The 21,353-nt window shown below is 40.2% G+C and carries 21 protein-coding genes and 1 riboswitch; of the genes, 14 read left to right on the top strand and 7 right to left on the bottom strand.

Features of this window, described 5'->3' with window-relative positions; translation table 11 throughout:
- The first annotated feature begins 58 nt into the window (after positions 1-58).
- The 3 genes from tnpA (at position 59) to FGL90_RS09340 (ending at position 2,691) form a co-directional block, all read left to right on the top strand.
- On the top strand, positions 59-511 hold the full coding sequence (gene tnpA, locus FGL90_RS09330) for an IS200/IS605 family transposase (RefSeq protein ID WP_010619803.1): 453 nt from the start codon (positions 59-61) through the stop codon (positions 509-511).
- Positions 492-1,631 carry an RNA-guided endonuclease TnpB family protein gene (locus tag FGL90_RS09335; RefSeq protein ID WP_010619804.1) on the top strand — a complete coding sequence of 380 codons (1,140 nt, stop codon included), beginning with the start codon at positions 492-494 and terminating at the stop codon, positions 1,629-1,631. Before tnpA ends, FGL90_RS09335 begins: the two co-directional genes overlap by 20 nt.
- A gap of 181 nt (positions 1,632-1,812) precedes the next feature.
- Positions 1,813-2,691, top strand: a complete 879-nt coding sequence (locus FGL90_RS09340; protein WP_010619805.1) for an aldose 1-epimerase family protein — start codon at positions 1,813-1,815, stop codon at positions 2,689-2,691.
- A gap of 20 nt (positions 2,692-2,711) precedes the next feature.
- On the opposite strand, the gene FGL90_RS09345 is transcribed toward FGL90_RS09340, so the two are convergent.
- On the bottom strand, positions 2,712-3,107 hold the full coding sequence (locus FGL90_RS09345) for a winged helix-turn-helix transcriptional regulator (RefSeq protein ID WP_147657799.1): 396 nt from the start codon (positions 3,105-3,107) through the stop codon (positions 2,712-2,714).
- Between the two features lie 117 nt (positions 3,108-3,224).
- On the opposite strand from FGL90_RS09345, the gene FGL90_RS09350 reads away from it, so the two are divergent.
- Complete coding sequence (locus FGL90_RS09350; RefSeq protein ID WP_010619807.1) at positions 3,225-3,983, top strand: SDR family NAD(P)-dependent oxidoreductase; 759 nt, start codon at positions 3,225-3,227, stop codon at positions 3,981-3,983.
- 82 nt (positions 3,984-4,065) lie between these two features.
- Here the strand turns inward: FGL90_RS09350 and plsY are convergent, their stop codons facing one another.
- On the bottom strand, positions 4,066-4,680 hold the full coding sequence (gene plsY / locus FGL90_RS09355; RefSeq protein WP_010619808.1) for a glycerol-3-phosphate 1-O-acyltransferase PlsY: 615 nt from the start codon (positions 4,678-4,680) through the stop codon (positions 4,066-4,068).
- Between the two features lie 183 nt (positions 4,681-4,863).
- Between plsY and parE the strand changes: the two genes are divergently transcribed.
- From parE to FGL90_RS09400, 9 genes are all read left to right on the top strand, one after another.
- The gene (gene parE / locus FGL90_RS09360; protein ID WP_147657801.1) at positions 4,864-6,825 is read left to right on the top strand and encodes a DNA topoisomerase IV subunit B; all 1,962 of its coding nucleotides are present in this window, start codon (positions 4,864-4,866) and stop codon (positions 6,823-6,825) included.
- 75 nt (positions 6,826-6,900) lie between these two features.
- Positions 6,901-9,318, top strand: a complete 2,418-nt coding sequence (gene parC, locus FGL90_RS09365) for a DNA topoisomerase IV subunit A (RefSeq protein WP_404814666.1) — start codon at positions 6,901-6,903, stop codon at positions 9,316-9,318.
- A 121-nt stretch (positions 9,319-9,439) separates the two neighbouring features.
- Positions 9,440-10,396 (top strand): LysR family transcriptional regulator, encoded by a 957-nt coding sequence (locus FGL90_RS09370; RefSeq protein ID WP_010619811.1) that lies wholly within the window; start codon positions 9,440-9,442, stop codon positions 10,394-10,396.
- 21 nt (positions 10,397-10,417) lie between these two features.
- Positions 10,418-11,347 (top strand): manganese-dependent inorganic pyrophosphatase, encoded by a 930-nt coding sequence (locus FGL90_RS09375; protein ID WP_010619812.1) that lies wholly within the window; start codon positions 10,418-10,420, stop codon positions 11,345-11,347.
- A 69-nt stretch (positions 11,348-11,416) separates the two neighbouring features.
- Complete coding sequence (locus tag FGL90_RS09380; RefSeq protein ID WP_147657805.1) at positions 11,417-11,914, top strand: phosphatidylglycerophosphatase A family protein; 498 nt, start codon at positions 11,417-11,419, stop codon at positions 11,912-11,914.
- Between the two features lie 34 nt (positions 11,915-11,948).
- Positions 11,949-12,419 carry a peptide-methionine (R)-S-oxide reductase MsrB gene (gene msrB, locus FGL90_RS09385; protein WP_147657807.1) on the top strand — a complete coding sequence of 157 codons (471 nt, stop codon included), beginning with the start codon at positions 11,949-11,951 and terminating at the stop codon, positions 12,417-12,419.
- An 18-nt stretch (positions 12,420-12,437) separates the two neighbouring features.
- On the top strand, positions 12,438-12,956 hold the full coding sequence (msrA, locus tag FGL90_RS09390; RefSeq protein ID WP_147657809.1) for a peptide-methionine (S)-S-oxide reductase MsrA: 519 nt from the start codon (positions 12,438-12,440) through the stop codon (positions 12,954-12,956).
- 65 nt (positions 12,957-13,021) lie between these two features.
- The gene (gene scrK / locus FGL90_RS09395) at positions 13,022-13,891 is read left to right on the top strand and encodes a fructokinase ScrK (protein ID WP_147657811.1); all 870 of its coding nucleotides are present in this window, start codon (positions 13,022-13,024) and stop codon (positions 13,889-13,891) included.
- 80 nt (positions 13,892-13,971) lie between these two features.
- Positions 13,972-14,382: a hypothetical protein gene (locus FGL90_RS09400; protein ID WP_147657813.1), complete on the top strand. Its 411-nt coding sequence runs from the start codon at positions 13,972-13,974 to the stop codon at positions 14,380-14,382.
- A 278-nt stretch (positions 14,383-14,660) separates the two neighbouring features.
- Here FGL90_RS09400 and FGL90_RS09405 read toward each other — a convergent pair whose 3' ends face one another.
- From FGL90_RS09405 to FGL90_RS09425, 5 genes are all read right to left on the bottom strand, one after another.
- Positions 14,661-15,632: an ABC transporter ATP-binding protein gene (locus tag FGL90_RS09405; protein ID WP_147657815.1), complete on the bottom strand. Its 972-nt coding sequence runs from the start codon at positions 15,630-15,632 to the stop codon at positions 14,661-14,663.
- A 1-nt stretch (position 15,633) separates the two neighbouring features.
- Complete coding sequence (locus tag FGL90_RS09410; protein WP_010619819.1) at positions 15,634-17,163, bottom strand: ABC transporter permease/substrate-binding protein; 1,530 nt, start codon at positions 17,161-17,163, stop codon at positions 15,634-15,636.
- Between the two features lie 130 nt (positions 17,164-17,293).
- Positions 17,294-17,821 carry a folate family ECF transporter S component gene (locus FGL90_RS09415; RefSeq protein WP_147657817.1) on the bottom strand — a complete coding sequence of 176 codons (528 nt, stop codon included), beginning with the start codon at positions 17,819-17,821 and terminating at the stop codon, positions 17,294-17,296.
- Between the two features lie 32 nt (positions 17,822-17,853).
- Positions 17,854-17,949, bottom strand: a riboswitch (THF riboswitch).
- Between the two features lie 50 nt (positions 17,950-17,999).
- Positions 18,000-18,866, bottom strand: a complete 867-nt coding sequence (locus FGL90_RS09420; protein WP_147657819.1) for a DegV family protein — start codon at positions 18,864-18,866, stop codon at positions 18,000-18,002.
- Between the two features lie 102 nt (positions 18,867-18,968).
- Positions 18,969-19,439, bottom strand: a complete 471-nt coding sequence (locus FGL90_RS09425; protein WP_318635548.1) for a MarR family winged helix-turn-helix transcriptional regulator — start codon at positions 19,437-19,439, stop codon at positions 18,969-18,971.
- 145 nt (positions 19,440-19,584) lie between these two features.
- Here FGL90_RS09425 and FGL90_RS09430 point away from each other — a divergent pair, with 145 nt between their 5' ends.
- Complete coding sequence (locus tag FGL90_RS09430; RefSeq protein ID WP_010619823.1) at positions 19,585-21,291, top strand: NFACT RNA binding domain-containing protein; 1,707 nt, start codon at positions 19,585-19,587, stop codon at positions 21,289-21,291.
- Positions 21,292-21,353 lie beyond the last annotated feature (62 nt).

Raw genomic sequence — 21,353 nt, forward strand, 5'->3', positions numbered from 1 at the left:
CTCTGGTTTTGAATCTAGCGTTTCTGATGGTTAGAAAAAAGTATGGTATAATGTATGTATGGAAGACAATAAAAGACTTACATATGGTAGAACTTCTGTATACAATTTGAATTACCATATTATCTGGGGAACAAAGTATAGAAATAAAATACTAAAGGGAAGTGTTGAAGAATCACTTAAAAGTATTCTCTATGAAATAGCTAAAGACTATGATTTCCACATAGACCACATGGAAGTAGGTAAAGATGACCATATACACTTGTTAGTTAGTGCGCCTCCTAAGATTTCAGTAACGAACATAGTCCGTTTGCTGAAAGGGATTAGTGCCAGAAAACTGTTTCAAGAACACCCAGAACTTAGTAATAGTTACTGGAAAAAGATTGGAAAGCATCTATGGTCTAGTAGTTACTTTGTAGAAAGCATAGGAGTTACTAATCAATATGCTGTCACCAAGTATATTGATGACCAAAGGAGAAAGGAGAAAAGCCTAAATGACTCTAAAAGCGATTAAAACCAGAATATACCCCAATGAAGTTCAAAAGCAGTTCATCATTGATAACTTTGGTTATTGTCGTAAGGTGTGGAATTTGTTACTTGATATGCAGAGCCAACGCCATGATAATGGCGGTTCTTATGTTAATGAGTTTGGCATGAACTACTTAATTAAACAGCTAAAAGCTGAAAATCCATACCTTAAGAAAGCGGAGTCTACTAGTCTGTTACATGTTAGTAGAGATTTAAATCATGGATTTCAAAAGTTGTTTAAAGAGCATAAGGGATATCCTAAATTTAAATCACGTAAGTATCCCAAACAGAGTTACCAATCAAATTCAGTTAATGGGAATATCCAAGTTATGGGTACTAATAAGATAAAACTACCAAAACTAGGTATCATGCGCTTTAGGTGCGGTAGAGAAATTACAGGAAAGATTAAGAATGTTACTATCCGCCTTTCAGCTACTGGAAAATATTACGCTATTTTGCTAGTAGATACTGAAATCGAGGAATTACCAAAGACCACCAATGCCGTAGGCATTGATATGGGTGTAGCGGATTTAATGATTACCAGTAATGGGGTTAAGTACCCCACTATTCGCTTTGATAAGATTCTAGGTAAAAAGAAACATTACTGGGAAAAGCGTTTAGCCCGTAGACGGGCTCTTGCGAAGCAAGAGATTGCCTGGGATAGACACAATAAAGTTCTAGAGCCTAGAGAGCTCTCAGATTTTAAGAACTATCAAAAGGCTAAAATCATGGTAGCTAAGTACTCTGAAAAGATAGCCAATCAACGCTCTAATTATCTCCATAACCTTAGTAAGTCTCTGGTAGAACAATATGATGTGATTAAAATAGAAGATTTGAAATCCAAAAATCTAATGAAAAATCACAAGTTATCTAGAGCTATTGCTAATCAGTCTTGGGGAGCTTTAAGAACTCAATTAGAGTACAAATGTGCTTGGTATGGGAAACAGTTAGTCACTGTTTCACCATATAAAACCTCTCAAATCTGCTCTAGTTGTGGTTATGATGATGGTAAACATACCCTGGATATTAGAGCGTGGACTTGTCCGAACTGCCATGCGGAGCATGACAGGGACGTTAACGCTGCTAAGAATATCCTAGTAGCTTAGCGCTTGAATAAACAAAAGACTAAGTGGGGCTGGAACAGCCCTTGGTTAATAGCTGTAACCTCTGCACGAAGTGCATTAGCTCTTAGTGTAAGTCAGCGGTGTTCCCAGAAGCTCGGTACTTTAGTGCCGAGTAGTTCACGTATTGTATAATGGGGAAAACGATGTTGAAGGAGGATTTAATTTGATTACGCTAAAAAATGACTTTTTAACCGTTCAGATTAATGAAAAGGGCGCTGAATTGACCAGCGTCATTGATAACGATGAACACTTCGAATATATGTGGCAAGGAAATAAGGAAACTTGGAATCGACATGCGCCAGTGTTATTTCCAATTGTTGGCCGTCTTCAGGATGATTCGTATGAAGATGAGAATCAACACTATCACATGACTCAGCATGGATTTGCGAGAGATTATGATTTTGTGGTTGAATCACAGACCGATTCAAAGGTCGTTCTAAGTCTGGCTGATTCCGCAGAAACGCGTAAAATTTACCCATTTGAGTTCAAATTAACGATGATGTTTGAACTCGATGATCACGCCTTGATGGTCTCAAATACGGTGGCAAATCAGTCAGCACGGGAACTTTTATTCTCAATTGGTAATCATCCCGGCTTTAACGTTCCAATGGCGAATTCAACGACCGATTTTGCTGACTATAACTTGATGTTCTCCCCCAAAAAAGTTTATAAAACCATTCCATTGGTGGGGCCGTTTAGCGATTTAACCAATCCAGGTGAACTTGAGCTAAAACGGCCACTACCTTTGACACACAACCTGTTTGAACATGACGCGCAAATTTTAAAATTGGATGGCGAGGAGACAACGGTAATGTTGAGTACCACGGCCAATGACCATGGGGTGGCGCTCACGGTGCAGAATGCACCCTATTTGGGCATTTGGTCCACCTATCCTACCGAGGGCGCCTTTGTTTGCATCGAGCCGTGGTGGGGCATTGCAGACACGGTAAACGCGAATGGCCAATTAGCACACAAAGCTGACATTAGGAAATTGGCGATTGGGCAGGAAGAGACCTTTACGTATCAGATTAGTTATTTTTAAAGACATCGTAATCGCGTCACCTAAATTATTGAACTTGGAAACTTAACTAAGCCTGAGTGATCGTAAGTTTGAAGCGTTACGGACTTGCCTTGTTTTTGCCATTCATTAACTTGATTTTCGCCCCAAAGTGACATTTCAATCAGTAATTTTCGTAATGATTTCCCGCTTTTTGTGAGTCGGTAATCGACTTTAGGCGGGTTCTGTTCATAATCGGTTCTCAAGATTAAACCATCATTCTCTAGTTCGCGTAATTGTTGAGTTAATACCTTGGGAGAAATTTCGGTAATATATCGTAACATCTGGCCGAATCGTTGTGGGCCTTGTCCCAAGAAACAAAGAATACTGGATTTCCATTTTCCATCAATAACGTCAAGTGTGACATCAACGCCAATTCGATAATTTTTCTTATTTGTCATTTTAAACCTCCAATAAAAGCTTACTTACCTAAAAGTGCGTACTTATAATATCGCTTTCATTATTATACGCTTTAGGTGGTTGTCTAGTAGCAATTATATTTTAGGAGGTCAAAGATAATGAGTAAAGTTGTGATAGTAACTGGCGGTACAAGCGGTATTGGTTATCAAACTGTTGCAAAATTTCTAAGGGAAGGCGCAACCGTTGTGATAGCTGGAATTGATAAACAAGAGAAAATTGATAACGCTGTTAAGAAACTTGCCGCCCTTGGAATAGTTGAATTTATTAAGTGCGACGTTTCTAATCGACAGGATTGTCAACATGTTATTGACGCAACTATCCAAAAGTATTGTCATTTAGATGTCTTGGCAAATGTTGCTGGAATAGTTGGCGCACGGAAGTCATTCACTGATATTTCGTTGGATGAAATCGAAAAAGTGATTAACGTCAATTTAATGGGGACAATCAACATGGGCCATTATGCTGCTAAAGAAATGACCAAGCAAAAATCTGGTGTGATCATTAATGTTGGTTCCATCGATGGCTTTTTAGCTAATCCTGAGAATGTTGCGTACCATGCTAGTAAGGGTGGCGTGAAAATGCTAACGGCAGCTGAAGGCCGGGAGCTTGGCGCTTACGGTATTCGCGTTGTTTCGGTTGCACCAGGTTGGGTTAGAACAGAGATGTTAGGCGATTTTGCGGCCGCGGCTGGAGGAAAGTTACACATGAAGGGTAGAATTTTGGAACCAGAAGAAATCGCTAATACGATTTATCTTGTTTCATTGCCAGAAGCCAGTGCTATTAATGGCACAACCGTTTTTGCAGATGATGGCTATACCGCATTTAAAGGGATAGACATAGAATCTAAAATAAAATAGAGATAGCATTTAAAATCTGTCTAAAAAATAAGGATTCAAAAGGGAATGTAAGACCCTTTTAAATCCTTATTTTGTTGTTAAATTATTTATTTGTCCTTCGTTTGTATCCTAAACCAAAATGAACCATATTTTCGGTGCCATTTTTGATGCGTTTGATATTAGGCGTATGGCGGTAATAGATGAAGATGGTTAAGACGAGCGCCAACACCGTCAAGTATGGATCATGCAACCAAAGACTGGCAACGGTCACGATACTGAAGGCAACCATGGATGCTAGACTGACCATACTTGTTAAGTAGATGAGGATAACCCAAAGGCCTGCTGCAAAGACGAAGAACCACGGGTTGTAGGCCAAAAGCATCCCCGCACTAGTTGCAACTGCTTTACCACCCTTGAATCGATCAAAGATGGAGAAGGTGTGACCGAGAATGGCGAAGATTCCAAAGAGGAGTGGATTGATTCCCTGTACGTGAAAGAACGTGGGTAAGAGGGTGGCAACCGTTCCCTTTGCGATATCCATGATCATGACGATGGATCCGGCAACGGGGCCTAAAACACGAAATGTATTGGTAGTACCGATGTTGCCAGACCCAGCCTTTCGAATATCAGTCTTGAAGAACAGCTTGCCAATCCAGACGCCGCTGGGGATTGCACCTAATAAATAAGCACAAATAAATAGTCCGATTATTTTTATCATGATTCCTCCGAAATTCGTAAACGAGATTATGCTTCATTTTAGCATTTTTGCCCGTGAGGTCCAATAGAAAATGGCCTAAACTAATTCAAGAACAAATGTTCGATAATCTTTTGAAAGCTCTTTCCAAAGCGTTTGAAATAAGTTATGATAATAAAGATTGAATAAGAAGGGGGTTTTTACGCGGTGGCAAAGAACAACGCAAAATACGATGATTCTTCTATTCAGATTCTAGAAGGATTAGAAGCCGTTCGTAAAAGGCCAGGAATGTACATTGGGTCGACTGATGGTCGGGGCCTGCACCATTTGGTTTACGAAATCGTTGATAACGCTGTCGATGAGGCGTTGGCAGGGTTTGGTGATGAGATTAACGTCACTATCCACAAGGATAACAGCATCACCGTCGTCGATCATGGTCGAGGTATGCCGGTTGGAATGCATTCTTCTGGTAAGCCGACACCAGAGGTTATTTTAACTGTGCTCCATGCTGGTGGTAAGTTTGGCCAAGGTGGTTATAAGACATCTGGTGGACTGCATGGTGTGGGATCAAGTGTTGTGAACGCACTGTCGAGCAGTTTGACGGTGACGATTGTGAGAGATGGCGTGAAGTATCGTCAAGAATTTGAAAATGGCGGTCATCCTAAGACAACCCTGGTTAAGCTTGGGAAAACGAAGGATCACACCGGTACAACGATTGATTTCAAGCCGGATTCCACAGTGTTTACGACAACGGTGTTTAATTTTGGCACACTTGAAGAACGGTTGAGAGAATCAGCCTTCTTACTCAAGGGCGTCAAGATTACGTTGACCGACGAGCGGGAAAATCAAGAACAAAGTGAAACCTATCATTTTGAAGATGGGATTAAAGAATTCGTTAGCTATTTGAACGAGGATAAGGATACACTTGGCGACGTCATGTACTTTGATGGTAGCCGCGAAGGTGTCGAAGTTGAAGTGGCTGCTCAGTACAATGATGGCTATTCGGAAACGTTATTGTCATTTGTTAATAACGTTCGAACGAAGGATGGCGGAACTCATGAGGCCGGAATGCGGTCAGCTTGGACGAAGGCGTTCAATGAATATGCCAGAAAAGTTGAATTGCTGAAGCCAAAGGACAAAAATTTGGAAGGTTCAGATGTTCGTGAAGGCTTATCTGCCGTCATTTCACTGAGAGTTCCAGAAGAAATCCTGCAGTTTGAGGGTCAGACGAAAGAAAAGCTGGGTACGCCGGAAGCTCGGGCCATTGTCGATAGCGTCATTAGTGAGCAATTGGGCTACTATTTGATGGAAAACGGTGAATTTGCGCAAATGCTAATTCACAAGTCTTTGCGTGCACGAACTGCGCGTGAAGCTGCTCGTAAGGCGCGAGATGAAAGCCGAACTGGCAAACGTCATAAGAAGCAAGAACGCCTCCTTTCTGGAAAGCTAACACCTGCTCAATCAAAGGATTCAACGAAGAACGAACTGTTCTTGGTCGAAGGAGATTCTGCCGGTGGTTCCGCTAAACAAGGGCGTAACCGGAAGTATCAAGCTATTTTGCCGTTACGTGGTAAGGTGCTGAATACTGAACGTGCTAAATTACCCGAAATCATGAAGAATGAAGAAATCAACACCATGATTTATACGATTGGTGCTGGCGTCGGTGCAGAATTTAACATTGATGATGCGAATTACAATAAAGTCATCATTATGACCGATGCGGATGACGATGGCGCTCATATCCAAATTTTGTTGTTAACGTTCTTCTACAAGTACATGCGACCAATGATTGATGCGGGTCGAATTTACATTGCCTTACCCCCACTTTATAAAATACAAAAGGGTGTTGGTAAGAAAGCAATTGAACGTTACGCTTGGACCGATGGTGAACTAGAAAAAGCGACCAAAGAAGTTGGAAAGGGCTACAAGCTGCAACGATTCAAGGGTCTTGGTGAAATGGATGCTGAACAATTATGGGAAACCACAATGGATCCAGATGACCGAACCCTTGTGAGAGTGAGAATTGACGATGCTGCTTTGGCAGAACGACGCGTCACCACTTTGATGGGTGATAAAGTTGAACCTCGACGAAAGTGGATTGAAGATAACGTTCAATTTACGCTTGAAGAAGAGGGTAGTCTTTTAGATACGACCGAAGATGATGGGTAACGGGAGAATTGGAAGGAGCGATTAACAGACTTGGCTGATGGACAGAAAATACAAGAATTAACCTTAGAGGATGTTATGGGCGACCGATTTGGCCGTTACTCTAAGTCAATTATTCAAGAACGGGCGCTACCGGATATTCGTGATGGCTTAAAACCCGTTCAGCGGCGAATTTTATTTGCCATGAATAAGGATGGTAACACCCATGACAAAGCCTTTCGTAAGTCTGCAAAGGCTGTCGGAAACATCATGGGTAACTTTCACCCTCATGGGGACAGTTCCATTTATGAGGCATTGACCCGAATGAGCCAGGACTGGAAAGTTCGGGAACCACTCGTGGAAATGCACGGAAACAACGGGTCAATGGATGGTGATCCAGCGGCCGCAATGCGGTATACCGAAGCGCGGTTGAGCAAGATTGCAAATGAATTACTAAAGGACATCGATAAAGAGACCGTTGATATGGTCTTGAATTTTGATGATACCGAATATGAACCAACCGTTCTCCCTGCAAAATTTCCGAACCTCCTTGTTAACGGAGCAACGGGAATTTCAGCTGGTTATGCCACAGATATTCCACCGCATAATTTGGGCGAAGTTGTTGATGCATTGATTTATTTATTGGCGCATCCGAACGCGGATTTGGATTCTTTGATGCAGTTTGTTAAGGGACCTGATTTTCCAACCGGTGCCATTATTCAGGGTGTCGACGAAATCAAAAAGGCTTATGAAACTGGAAAGGGTCGAATTGTGGTTCGATCACGGACGAGTATTGAATCCCTTCGTGGCAATAAGTCCGAGATTAAAGTCACTGAAATTCCGTATGAGGTTAACAAGGCCGTTCTTGTTAAGCGAATTGATGAAATTCGGTTGAACAAGAAAATTGAAGGAATTGCTGAAGTTCGTGACGAGTCTGATCGTGACGGCTTAACCATTGCGATTGAGCTAAAACGTGATGCAGACGCGCAAGGAATCCTTAATTACCTCTTTAAGAATACCGAGCTGCAGGTGACTTACCATTTCAACATGGTGGCGATTCATAATCAGCGACCAGAGCGCGTGTCTCTTAAAGTAGCGCTTTCCGCCTATTTAGATCATGAACGTGATGTCATCAAACGCCGAACCCAGTTTAACCTCAACAAGGCACTTGAACGGGTTCATATCGTTGAGGGATTAATTAAGGCGTTATCCATTTTAGATGACGTGATTAAAACCATTCGAGCAAGTCAAAATCGGAAAGATGCGCGGGATAATTTGGTTAAATCTTATGATTTTTCCGAAGCGCAAGCTGACGCAATTGTGGCGTTACAACTTTACCGTTTGACGAATACCGATGTGACTCAGTTGGAAGATGAAGCCGATTCATTGCATACTGCAATTATTGAATATCGTCAAATTTTGGGTGATTCAGCTCAATTAAATAAAGTTTTAAGAAAAGAACTAAAGGACGTTGCGAAGGAATACCGGAATCCGCGTAGAACCGAAATTCAAGATCAGATTGAAGAAATTAAGGTTGATACGAAGGTCATGGTGGCTGATGAAGAGGTTATTGTTCAAGTCAGTCATGATGGTTACTTGAAACGGACTGGCATTCGGTCCTACAAGGCGTCAGATGAAAGCGAAAATGGCTTGAAGGAGAACGATTTCCCAATCTTCCTGCAAAAGATCAATACGCTAAATCACCTGTTCATGTTTACCAATAAGGGAAACCTGATTTATCGTCCGGTTTACGAAATTGCTGATGCCAAGTGGAAAGACACGGGTGAGCATATTTCGCAAACAATTGGGTTGGACAGCGATGAGGAAATTATTTCTACATTTGCGTTCAAGACGTTGAAGGAAACGGGTCACTTCTTGATTGCGACGAGTGATGGCTATATTAAGCAAACTGAATTTGCTGCGTTGACACCAGGAAGAACGTATAAGAAACGTGCAACCACATTTGAAAAAGCGAAATCAGAGGCAACTCGGATTGTGAATGTTATTTATATTCCAGTGGCATCTGATTCACAGGCACAAGATAATACAGTGTTGCTGATGTCTCGTTTAGGTCAAGGGTTGCAGTATCAGCTCGATGAGGTTCCTGTAAATGGAGCTCGAACGACTGGTGTTAAATCAATGGATCTACGTGGTGACGATGAAGTGGTTGACTTGCAGTTGGTTAATGAAGCTGACACGATTGCCATGGTTACGCAACGTGGCTCCTTTAAGAAGTTACCCGTCAAGGAAATTCCAGTGACGAGTCGCGCACGTAAGGGTGTCATGGTTCTTAGAGAATTGAAAACCAACTCTCACGAGATTGTCGACTTCATTAAATTGCCTATGAAGACGACACCGCTTGAAATTATTACAGCACGAAATCTCATTCATGACGTGTTGCCTGAGGATCATCCAAATGGTGGCCGTTACTCGAATGGGTCGTTTGTGATTGACGTTGATACGGAAGGTATTCCAACGAGCATTCGGGCAAAGATTCTACCGCTTACTTTAAGTTAATTTAATATTTGTCTTGGTTATTCTTAAAAAACGCCATATTTGTTGCATTTTTATTTGTAAAAGTTATCATAAGATTGTACTAATGATTAAGAATGCAATGATGACTTTCAGGAGGATTGCCATGAAGACAAAGCAAGATAGTATCTTTTCGTCAAAGACGTTGACTTACTTCCTGCAGCTTGCAGAAACCATGAATTATACTCAGGCAGCACAAATTCTTGGAATCACGCAACCTGCGTTGACGCAACAAATTAAAAAGCTTGAAAAAACGGTTGGAGCAGAATTATTTTATTCTGTTGGAAAGAAGCTCAGATTAACCGATGCTGGTTATACCATGCTTGATGCAACCAAAAATATCTATGAAGTGCTAAACAAGGCAACCGATGAGATTCAACAATCAACAAGTGCGACGCAAGGAAGCATTAGCATCGGAATTCTTGCCTCGACAGAGGATAGTGTTCTAGAAAACTTTGCGATTCAATCGTACAGAGAAAATCCCGACATCCGAATCAGCTTTCATATGTTGACTCGAAAAGAAATTTGGGACCGCCTCGAGAACAACAACATCGATTTGGCAGTCATGTATTTGCCTGACGATTCAATTAAGAATTGGAAGCCTTATGAATCCAAAAAAATTGTGAGCGACGACTTACTGTTTGTCCATCATGATGAAGCACTTTCCAAGCGTAAACGGATTAAGTATGCCGACACGTTGGATCGTCCATGGGTCATGTATCCAGTTAATTACTATTTGAATCAAACAATCAGAGAATCCTACAAGAACCAACTTGTGAACATTCCCGATTCAGTGGCAAACTTCACGACACCACGTCAGATATTGAAATTCTCAGTTGAAACGAATACGTACACGACTCTACCTTCTTCATTCATGATTGGGCAGAAGAATTTGAAGAATACTTGGACCGCAAAATTCGATCCAAATATCCATTTCGACTTAGCCTTTGTCTTCAGAAAAGGGAAGGATAAAATTCCTCGCATTGGCCGTTTCTTAGCGCAATTCGATGAATACTTAAAGTCAGAGGACTACTTTAGTCGTCTAAAAAATCTAAATAATTAACAAATAAAGGGGAAAATTAACATGTCAAAGGAATTAGTTTTTGGTCACCAAAATCCAGATACAGACGCAATTGTTGCTGCAAAGGCTTTTGCATACTTGGAAACAAAATTAGGAAAGGATGTTGAAGCCGTTGCTTTAGGCGAACCTAATGCCGAAACGAGTTTTGTATTGAACTACTTTGACGAACCAACTCCTCGAATCGTAAAAGCTGCAAAGCCCGAGGTCGACAGTGTGATGTTAGTTGACCACAACGAACCACAACAAAGTATCGCTGATCTAAAGGATGTTGCGGTGACTCACGTTGTTGACCATCACCGAATTGCAGACTTCAACACATCTGCACCTTTGTTCTATCGCGCAGAACCAGTTGGTTGTACCAGCACGATTTTGACAAAGATGTTTGATGAAAACAAGGTTGAAATTCCAGCCCAATTGGCAGGCTTGATGTTATCAGCTATCATTTCTGATACGTTGTTACTTCAATCACCTACAACCACTGAGGATGACAAGATTGCTGTTAAGGCTTTAGCCGAAATTGCAGACATTGATTACCAAACTTACGGCATCCAAATGCTTAAGGCTGGTACTGACCTTGATTCAAAATCTGATAAAGAGTTGATTGATGGTGACGCTAAGTCATTCACAATGGCTGGTAAATCAGTTAGAATTGGTCAGGTTAACACAGTTGATCTACAAGATGTCATTAGCCGTCAATCAGGAATTGAAGCCGCTATGACTGCTGAACGTGAGTCTGAGGGCTATGATTTGTTCATTACCTTAGCAACCAACATTTTGGACAGCAATTCTGAACTCTTCGTTTCAGGTGCACCAGTTGATGTTGTTGAGAAGGCATTTAACACTAAATTAGAGAATAATCGCGCTAGTTTACCTGGTGTCGTTTCTCGTAAGAAGCAAGTTGTTCCACCACTTCAAAACGCTTTTGAAAACTAATAACTAAATTCAAATCAAGGCCACCTGATATGGGTGGCTTTGTTGTATGTAGATTGGAGGATCACTTAAATGTACAACCTGAACTATAAATATCCTGATACGAAGGCCTATAACTTTGTGGTTAATCGCTTAGAAGAACGCGGGATCTCCATTACAGATATCGCTGAAATTGCGCGTGAAACGCAAAAGAAATTTCACCCATCCATTCAGTTAGATCAATACGTTAAAAAGACAATTGACGTTTTGCACAAACGTGAAATTTTGAATAACGCCATGGTCGGCCTTGAATTGGACCGGTTAGCAACCGAGAAGAAGTTAGCACAGCCATTACAAGACATCATTGCCAATGACACTTCTGTTTTTGGCGTTGATGAAGGTCTGGCGCTAAACATGGCCAACATTTACGGCACCATTGGCGTCACAAACTTTGGCTTTATTGATAAAGAAAAAACCGGTAAGATTGCGGAGCTCGATCATGATAAAGATCATATCAATACCTTTATTGATGACATCGTTGGGGCAATTGCAACGGCGGTGGCTGCAAAAATAGCGCATGAATACGCCTAAATTGTTGTATTTAAAATTAATAGTCGTAAAATGAATGATACGATATTATTCTGGTCTAGGAGATGATTTTGTGACAGAGTCAAAAGATGATTTAAAGAACCGTTTGACGGAAAAACAGTTCGATGTCACGCAAAATGCTGCAACTGAACACCCGTTTACGGGTAAGTACGATGACTTTTACGAAGATGGGATTTACGTCGACGTTGTCAGCGGTGAACCGTTGTTCAGTTCACAGGATAAGTATGATGCCGGTTGTGGCTGGCCTTCATTTACGAAGCCCATCGATAAAGAAGCGACAAAATCCAACACGGATTCATCGCACGGTATGGTTCGCGAAGAGATCAGAAGTAAGACTGCTAACTCGCATTTGGGCCACGTTTTTAATGATGGTCCAGCTGAAGAAGGCGGACACCGTTTCTGCATTAACTCTGCTGCATTAAAGTTTGTTCCAAAGGATAAGCTTTCAGCACAGGGATATGGCACCTACGAGAAGTTATTTAACTAAGTGATGGGAGCGATTCAAGTGGAAGAAACAGCAATTTTTGCGGGTGGATGTTTTTGGTGTATGGTTCAACCCTTTGAGGATCAGCCTGGAATCGATAAAGTTTTGTCTGGCTATACAGGTGGTCATGTTGAAAATCCCACTTATGAACAAGTGAGTTCACATACGACTGGTCATACTGAAGCCGTTGAAATTAAATACGACCCAGAAGTTGTCTCATACAAACAGTTAGTTGATTTATACTGGCAGCAGACCGATCCAACTGACGCAATGGGTCAGTTCCAAGATCGTGGTGACAATTACCGCCCCGTTATCTACGTTAAGGATGATGAACAACGAAAAATCGCTGAAGCCTCTAAAAAAGAATTGGCTGCTAGTGAACGGTTTACGGATCCAATTGTGACACAGATTGAGGAAGTTAAACCATTTTACGTTGCAGAAGAGGAACACCAACAATTTTATAAGAAGAACCCAGCACGATTAGCCCTTGAAGAAAAGGGTGGCAGGGAACAATTTATTCAAGAAAACTGGCAAAAATAATTTGAGTAAGACTACATTATTTTTTGATGTAGTCTTTTTATTTGTCGGAAATGAGGAGTGATTAAATGCAATTAGGTAGTATCGAAGCAGGAGGGACCAAGTTTGTTTGTGCGGTGGGGGACGGGGACCTAAAAATTGAGCAACAGGTACAATTCCCAACGACGACTCCCGTAGAAACGTTTGCCAAAACAATTGAATTTTTTAAGCAGTTTCCAGAAATAACGGCAATTAGCATTTCATCGTTCGGGCCAATTGAAATTAGAAAAAGCGTTCAAAAGTATGGATACATAACGGATACGCCCAAAAAGAACTGGTCAAATGTTGATTTTCTGGGCGTCATGAAAGCTGCGTTAAACGTGCCAATTTACTGGACAACGGATGTTAATGGTTCCGCATTTGGTGAGTACCAACACGCCAAAAATAACGGAGAATATCTTAATTCATTGGTCTACTACACAATCGGCACGGGTGTTGGCGCTGGAGTCGTCTTAAATGGTGAGTTTCTAGGTGATTTAGGCCATCCAGAAATGGGACATGTCAGGTTAAAACGGCATCCAGATGACCTTAAATTTGCTGGTATCTGCCCATTTCATGGCGATTGTTTAGAAGGATTAGTCTCTGGTCCAACTTTTGAAGCCCGATTAGGTCGCAAGGGTGAAACTGTCGCGGAAAATGATCCAGTTTGGGATATTCTGGCTTATTACATTGCCCAGGCCGCCTTACAAGTCACGTTAATGATTCGTCCTGGTAAGATTGTGTTTGGTGGTGGCGTAACGTCAGAAACACTATTACAGCGGGTTCGCGCGCAATTCTCAAGCTTGATGAATGATTACTTGGCTGTTGGTGATCTTGATCAATACATCGTGATGCCGGAAATTGCAAACAACGGTTCAGCAACGGTTGGTAATTTTGCACTAGCAAAAAGTCTAGCCTAAGTTGTGTTTGATGCTCGAATTGGATAGAATGAAAGTATATTATATAACATACTTAAACAACCGATTGGAGCAATCATCTAATGAATAGCAAAATTCGAATTTCCTCGATTATTACCATGCTGATGCTGTGCTTTGGCTCAATTTTGGAGGCGCTGCAGCCACTTGGCAATAGCTCAATGACCATTGGTAACTACAGACTCTGGGTCACCGTTATCAGTTATATTGGCGTCTATGCCATTGTTTTATGGCTGGTTTCAAATAATGCCGTTGTCAAAATTATTCTGACGCTGATCAATATATTTGCTGCACTGATTGCCTTAACATTTGCAGCTAGCGGCGTGATGAATTATCACGGATTAGTTGCTGTATTGCTGGTCATTGTAGGAATCGTTGGTGTGATTGCGGGTATTTACGCAGTGATCGTTAACAATCGATTTGCAAAGCCAGAGACAGATCAACCAGATGAATCGTCAGATTCAAATCAATCATAAATAAAAAAACAGATGGCATGCTCAAAAATAAAATGAGTGTCATCTGTTTTTTCTTAAATGTGTTAAATTAATGCTTAAAATCAATTTGAGGAAAAGGCTGTCAAAATGGGATAAAATTAACTTCTCTTTGAGGCAATCATTCTAACGCTACTTTGAATAATATATATTATGTAAACTAGAGAAAAGAGCAATCGTTACATCCATTTTCCCCGCCCCTTACTTTAAATTTAGTCCAAAAAAGCGCGAATATCGTAAAATATTCGCGCTTTTTCTGTATTTTATGACTGATGATCATTTAAAAACTTAATAATACTACTTTGGTTTAAATATCCCATTGTTTTATCGTTCAAAACGATTTCAATCTCATGACCTTTTGCTAATTTGGTTAAACCATTCCGTAAAGTATCATTTTCATTATATTTTACCGTTTCTTTATTGCCAGCATGCTGAACATAATATCCTAGCGTCCCAATTCGACCCAGATACGTTTCATAAACGTCTTTTGAGCCACTATTCGCAAATAACTCGGACACTAGTTCGTTTGCTGGATTCTGAGCGATATCTGTTGGTGAACCGACTTGCTGCAAAATACCATTGTCCATGACACCAATTCGATCTCCAAGTTTCATTGCCTCGTTCATATCATGCGTGACAAATACAATGGTTGTTTTAGTTTCTGTATGCATTTTCAATACGAGGTTTTGAAGTTGCGTTCTTGAAATTGGATCCAGCGCACTAAAGGCTTCATCCATCAAGACAACCTGTGGCTCACAAGCAAATGCTCGAAGAATTCCGATTCGTTGCTGTTCACCACCAGAAAGTTCACTTGGCATGCGATTAGCATATGTTTTTGGATCCAGGTCAACACTCGTTAACAGATTATTAACGAGATTAATACGGTCACTTTTAGATTTGAATTGATGTTGTAATTCTGGAATCAAGGCAATATTTTGAGCAACGGACATATTTGGAAATAAGGCAATTTGTTGAAGCACATAACCAATTTTCCAACGTAGCTTCAATATGTTGTATGACGCAAGTTCTTTATTATCAAATAGAATAGTGCCACCTGTTGGTTTTTCTAGCGAGTTTATCATTTTTAAAGTCGTTGTTTTACCGCTCCCAGATGGGCCAACGAGGACAAAAAGCTCTCCATTTTGAATGGTTAAATTTAAGTTGTTAACTGCAGTGTTTCCTGCAAACTCTTTTGAAACATGCTGAAATTCAACTAAGGTTTTATTGTTTTCCAAACTAATTGTCCCCCTTTACCAACTTGTTTTTGACTAGGTAGTTGTGTGCTACAACTGCTGCAGAACGGTGCTTAACACTCACTTCATAGTTCATATCTTGCATTTGAGTTTCCGTAATTTTGCCAGCCAATTTATTTAAGCTCTTTGCAAGCTTTGGATATGCCTTCATTGTTTTGGCGTTAATTAATGGTGCGCCTTGATAGGTTGGGAAAAGATTACGGTCATCATGTAAGGCAACCAAGTTAAACTGACGTAGTTGTGCGTCTGTCGTATAGCCATCGGTGACGTTAATCTTCCCCTGGTCAATTGCTTGATATCGTAAATCAGCATCCATTGAAATTTTCTTAAAATCGAGTCCGTAAACCTTTTTTAGGCCTTTATAGCCATCATTACGATCAATGAATTCCAAATCGAATCCACCGTGGAGTTTGTTTTCAATTTTAAGTAAGTCGGAAATGTTTTTTAAATGATATTGATTAGCAAACGACTGTTTAACAACGACAGCATAGGTATTATTATAGGCCATTGGTTTTAGATAGGTCATCTTGTACTGCTTCTTTAATTTCTGCTTAGCTAACTGATAGGTTTTAGCTGCTGAGGTTCCCTGCCCCTTTACACTTGTATGAACCAGGCTCTCTAAGACTGTCCCAGTGAATTCAGGATAAAGACTAATTTGATTACTTTTTAGAGCCGAAAACAGGAAACTTGTTTGACCAAAATTTTGTTTTAATTGAATTTTTGTATTGGGTGCATCTTGTTTGATTAGGTCTTTGTACATTTGAATTAAGATATCTGGTTCTGAGCCTAATTTACCTGCAATAGTAATTGTGGGCTTTGACGCTTCATATTTACTGTATCCGGTAGTGCCGCCAATGAGTGCAATGAAACAGACTATCAGAATCCCAATCGTCTTAGGCTTTAATTTCTGCATCAATTGGATTGCGAGGCTAAAGATAATGGCTAAGAATGCCGAGGCGAGCGCACCAATAAACGTTAACATCGGTTCATTTCGGTTTATCCCTAGAAGAATGTACGTTCCAAGGCCGCCAGCACCAATTAAGGCTGCTAAAGTAGCGGTACCGATGATTAGGACGGTCGCCGTTCTAATTCCGGAAATGATCACGGGCATTGCAATCGGTAGCTCGACTCGAACTAATTTTTGCCATCTCGACATACCAAAAGCATCCGCTGCTTCCTCTAATGAAGGGTCAATTCCATTCAAGCCGACGTAGGTGTTTTGAAAGATTGGCAACAACGCATAAACAACTAAAGCAATGATTGCTGGCACATTCCCAATTCCGACGACGGGAATTAAAAGCCCTAATAAAGCTAAGGAAGGAATCGTTTGTAGGATTCCTGCTATTTGAAGCAGAACGTTAGCCATTTTTCGGTGACGAATTGCGTAGATTGCGAGTGGAATCGCGATCAACATTGCAATAATTAATGAGATTGCTGAAATTTCAATATGCTGAATTAAGGCTGACAGCAAACCAGACCTGTTTTTTAAAAACGTTTGAAGCAGTGCATTCATGGACTCCTATCTCCCTCATCTCATAAATTCGTTGGGTCTATCATACCATTTATCATATTTAGCTAAGAAGTATTAGCTTAGCCATTTAAAAAAACTCACGTTAGAAATCTACACGTGAGTTTAACCAATATTATAATCTTCGTCCTAAAGTCCGAATGGTTGTATTTTTAAGAATAATATAGATAATGAAAATTTGAATTGGCGCTGAAACTAACTCTTTTAACCCTCTTGCGGGAAGTAATGCCCAAAATGGCGTTTTATACATCAGCGTTAGCCATAAGGTATTTAACACTAAATTGACAATGACCGAAATTAACACTTGAGCAATGATTACTTTAACAAGTGATACCCTTTGGTCATACAAGAATACGCCATAAATGAAGGCGCCTAGTATAGCCGAAATCGTGAAGCCCACAAAGTACGGCGATCCCATTATTAGGGTACCAACAATGTCGGTTAATGCTGACGCCACGCTTGCCCAAATGGGTCCAACCCAAACTGCCATTAAAACGGTTGCGATGAACGTAAAACTAAATCTAAAGAACGTCGTTGGACTAAAGCTAAAACGACCTAAAATAAGTTGTAACGCCATCAAAACACCCAGAATTGCTGTCCTAAGCGTACTGAGTCTATAGAATCCTAAATCTAATGTTTTCATATCGACATCTCCAGTGGGAGTTGCCACGGTGAGGCGGCGAATGCGGAACTAATATCGCAAGCTAGGCTTTTCGTCCGACGTTCACATTCCGTTCCATCGGCACTTTACGCATTAGTTCCTACTCCAATTATTTTGACACAAATAAAATGATAGCATAAACAAAATAAAAGCAACATGATTACGCCTTGGTAAAATCCTTTAGCCAGGCCAATGCCAAGGCTTTTTCCCCTAAATGAGTTCCAATTACGGGGCCAAAGTAACTAAAATCAACCGTCATATCCGGATACTTTGCTTGAATTGTATCACGCCAAGTTTTTCCGGCTGCTTCATCATTGGCATGAATGACTAATGCACGAAGCGGATAGTCAACTTTTTGTTGTGCTTCCTCAAATAGGGTTTCAACGCGAGCTAGTGCTTTTTTCCGAGACCTAATCTTTTCAAACGCCACGATTTCATGGGTTTGATCATCAAAAGTTAAGAGCGGTTTGATCTTTAAAACACTCCCAATAAAAGCTGACGCGTTTGAGAGGCGTCCACCTCGGACTAAGTTTTGAAGATCATCAACAATAAATAATTCGTCCATTGAATCACGGATATCATCCAGGCGAGTTAAAATTTCATCAACATCTTTTCCTTGTTCAGCCATCTTTGACGCTTCAATAGCAAGATAGCCCATCAATTTAACGGTGATTTGAGAATCATAAGGAATAACCTTAATATTTTCAATCGTTGGTGCAATATTTTTTAATTGATTCACAAATCCAGAGATGGTACTTGCTAAATGAATACTGATGACGGCATCATAGCCCTCATCTGCAAGCTTATTATATAAGGTAATCATTTCACCAAGCGGCGGTTGAGAGGTGCTTGGAAATGATTGATTCGTTCTCAGTCTTTCATAAAAATCAGAGGTTGAAATATCAACGCCTTCATCAATTGATCGACCGTCCATGATGACTGGGATAGGAACCACATGAATGTGATACCTATCAACCTCATCCTTTGAGAGATAACTTGTACTGTCAGTTACCACTGCAATTTTCATCTAAACACCTGCTTTATTATTATCATCGGTTGTAAAATTAAAAAAACTTTGCAATAGCAATATACTATCGCAAAGTAGTGACTCTTACAAATAAAAGCCGAATTAATTTTTTAATTTAAATGATTTTTCTAATGAATCATCTATTCTGTCAACACTCTTAACCAATCGATTGAGTAGAATTTGCAGTAACTGCTGTTCCTCATCGGACCAATGCTCAAAGATAAGTGTATTTAAATCTTTAACGTTTGCTTCAATTTGCGCTTTTGCATCTTCACCCTTTTTTGTGATGGTGTAAATAAGCTGACGGTGGTCTTTACCAGTCGCCTCTTTTACCAACATTTCCTTGGTTACTAAGTTTTTTAATTGACGACTTAGAGTAGAAGTATCGAGATCCATGATGCCAGATAAAATTTCTTGGGTGTTCTGATCAACCGTTACGTTATTCAATAATTCCCACTCTGAAATTGTTAAATTTTCACCCTTTGTAAGCTGCATTAATTGCTGTTTATGTATTCTTGCAGTCTTTCGTAATAGATTTAAGCTATTTTCCATCATACCATCTCCAATCATCATTTGTATTATACATCAATTGAATTGTATTGAACATCTATTTAACTTTATTTGCGATTTAAGTAGCTATTCTTTATGTGGCCGGCTATTTTCTGTATACTTAAGGTTGTATGTCTCCATAAATTTGTATTTGAAAGATGTGATATTTTTGAGTTTTGATGGATCCTTTACCCACTCAATGGCTATTGAGTTAAATACGCAACTGCAATCAGCTCGAGTTTCAAAAATTAGCCAACCCTATCCAAACGAAGTGGTCTTAACTTTTCGGAATAATAGAAAAAATCTGCCATTACTTTTATCAGCTAATCCAACCTATGCGCGAGCTCAGATTTCTGAGATTCCATATGCGAATCCAGAGAAGCCAACCAACTTTACGATGATGCTTCGTAAGTACCTTGGCGGTGCAGTTCTCCAGTCAGTGTCTCAACTAGAGAACGACCGAGTTCTAAACTTTGCCTTTTCAAGCCGTAATGAACTAGGTGATACGATTCAGCTATCCTTGATCATTGAAATAATGGCCCGTCATAGTAACGTCATTTTAATTGATCAATCGACAATGACCGTGCTTGATGCAATTAAACATGTTGGTTCCGATCAAAATCGTTATCGAACACTTTTACCAGGAAGTACTTACATTAACCCACCGGCTCAGAATTTGAGAAATCCGTTTGAATTTGATACTCACGATTTAATTGAGTTACTAAAAGCGTTCCCTAATGAAGATGTCTTGGGGGCGGAATTGCAAAAACGTTATCAAGGACTAGGCAAAGATACTGCCTCTGCACTAGCAAAACAGTTACACCAACCGGGAGATTCAACTGATCTTTTTAAAGAATTCTTTGACCAGTTTAATAACCCAATCCCTACCCTTTCGCTTCTTGCCAATAACAAGACAATGTTTTCCGCTTTTCCCTATGTTGAATCTGAATCAAATAATAGCTTCGACTCATTGAGTAAACTTTTGGATTTTTACTTCCAAGATCGAGTTGAACGAGATCGGGTTCAGCAACAGGGAAGCACCTTAATCCATGTGGTTCGTAATGAACTAAAGAAGAATAAAAACAAGGTTAAAAAACTTAAGCGAACCCTAGTTGAAACTGAATCAGCAGATGAGTTCCGCGTTAAGGGGGAAATCTTAACAACCTACCTGAATAAGGTAACACGAGGTATGAAAGAAATCACACTCCCTAATTTTTACGAGGAAGAAAAGCCACTGAAGATTTCGCTATCTAACCAGATTTCTCCTTCTCAAAATGCCCAGAAATACTTCAAAAAATATAATAAGCTACAAAATGCTGTTACATTTGTGAATGAGCAACTGAAGGAAACTAATGAAGAAATTGATTATTTAGAGAGCGTCATGTCTCAGATTGAATTAGCTAAGCCAAGCGACCTCGTTGAAATTCGACTAGAACTTCAAGAAGGCGGTTATCTGAGGAACCATGAGCACGATAACAAGAAAAAACAGAAGAAGCACAAAATTGCAAAACCTGACCAGTTTACCGCTTCAGATGGCACTTCAATCGAGGTCGGAAAAAACAATTTACAAAATGATCAGTTAACGCTTAAAACAGCCAAAAAAACCGATATATGGCTTCACGTTAAGAATATTCCAGGATCTCATGTTATTATTCATGATCCAGCGCCAAGCGAGGAAACGTTAATGGAAGCTGCAAATTTAGCAGCTTATTTCTCAAAGGGACGCCAATCAAGTACCGTTCCAGTTGACTATATCCAAGTTAAAAAGATTCGGAAACCTAATGGTGCTAAACCGGGCTTCGTCGTTTATGAGGGTCAAAAAACAGTCTTTGTCACTCCGGATGAGGCACTTGTCTCAAAACTTGAAACTAACTAATCTATAAATTAAGAAGCGCAAGAGATAAACTATTTCATTTATCTCTTGCGCTTCTTTTAATT

The organism is Secundilactobacillus malefermentans (genome assembly GCF_008033155.1).
Classification (GTDB): Bacteria; Bacillota; Bacilli; order Lactobacillales; family Lactobacillaceae; genus Secundilactobacillus; species Secundilactobacillus malefermentans.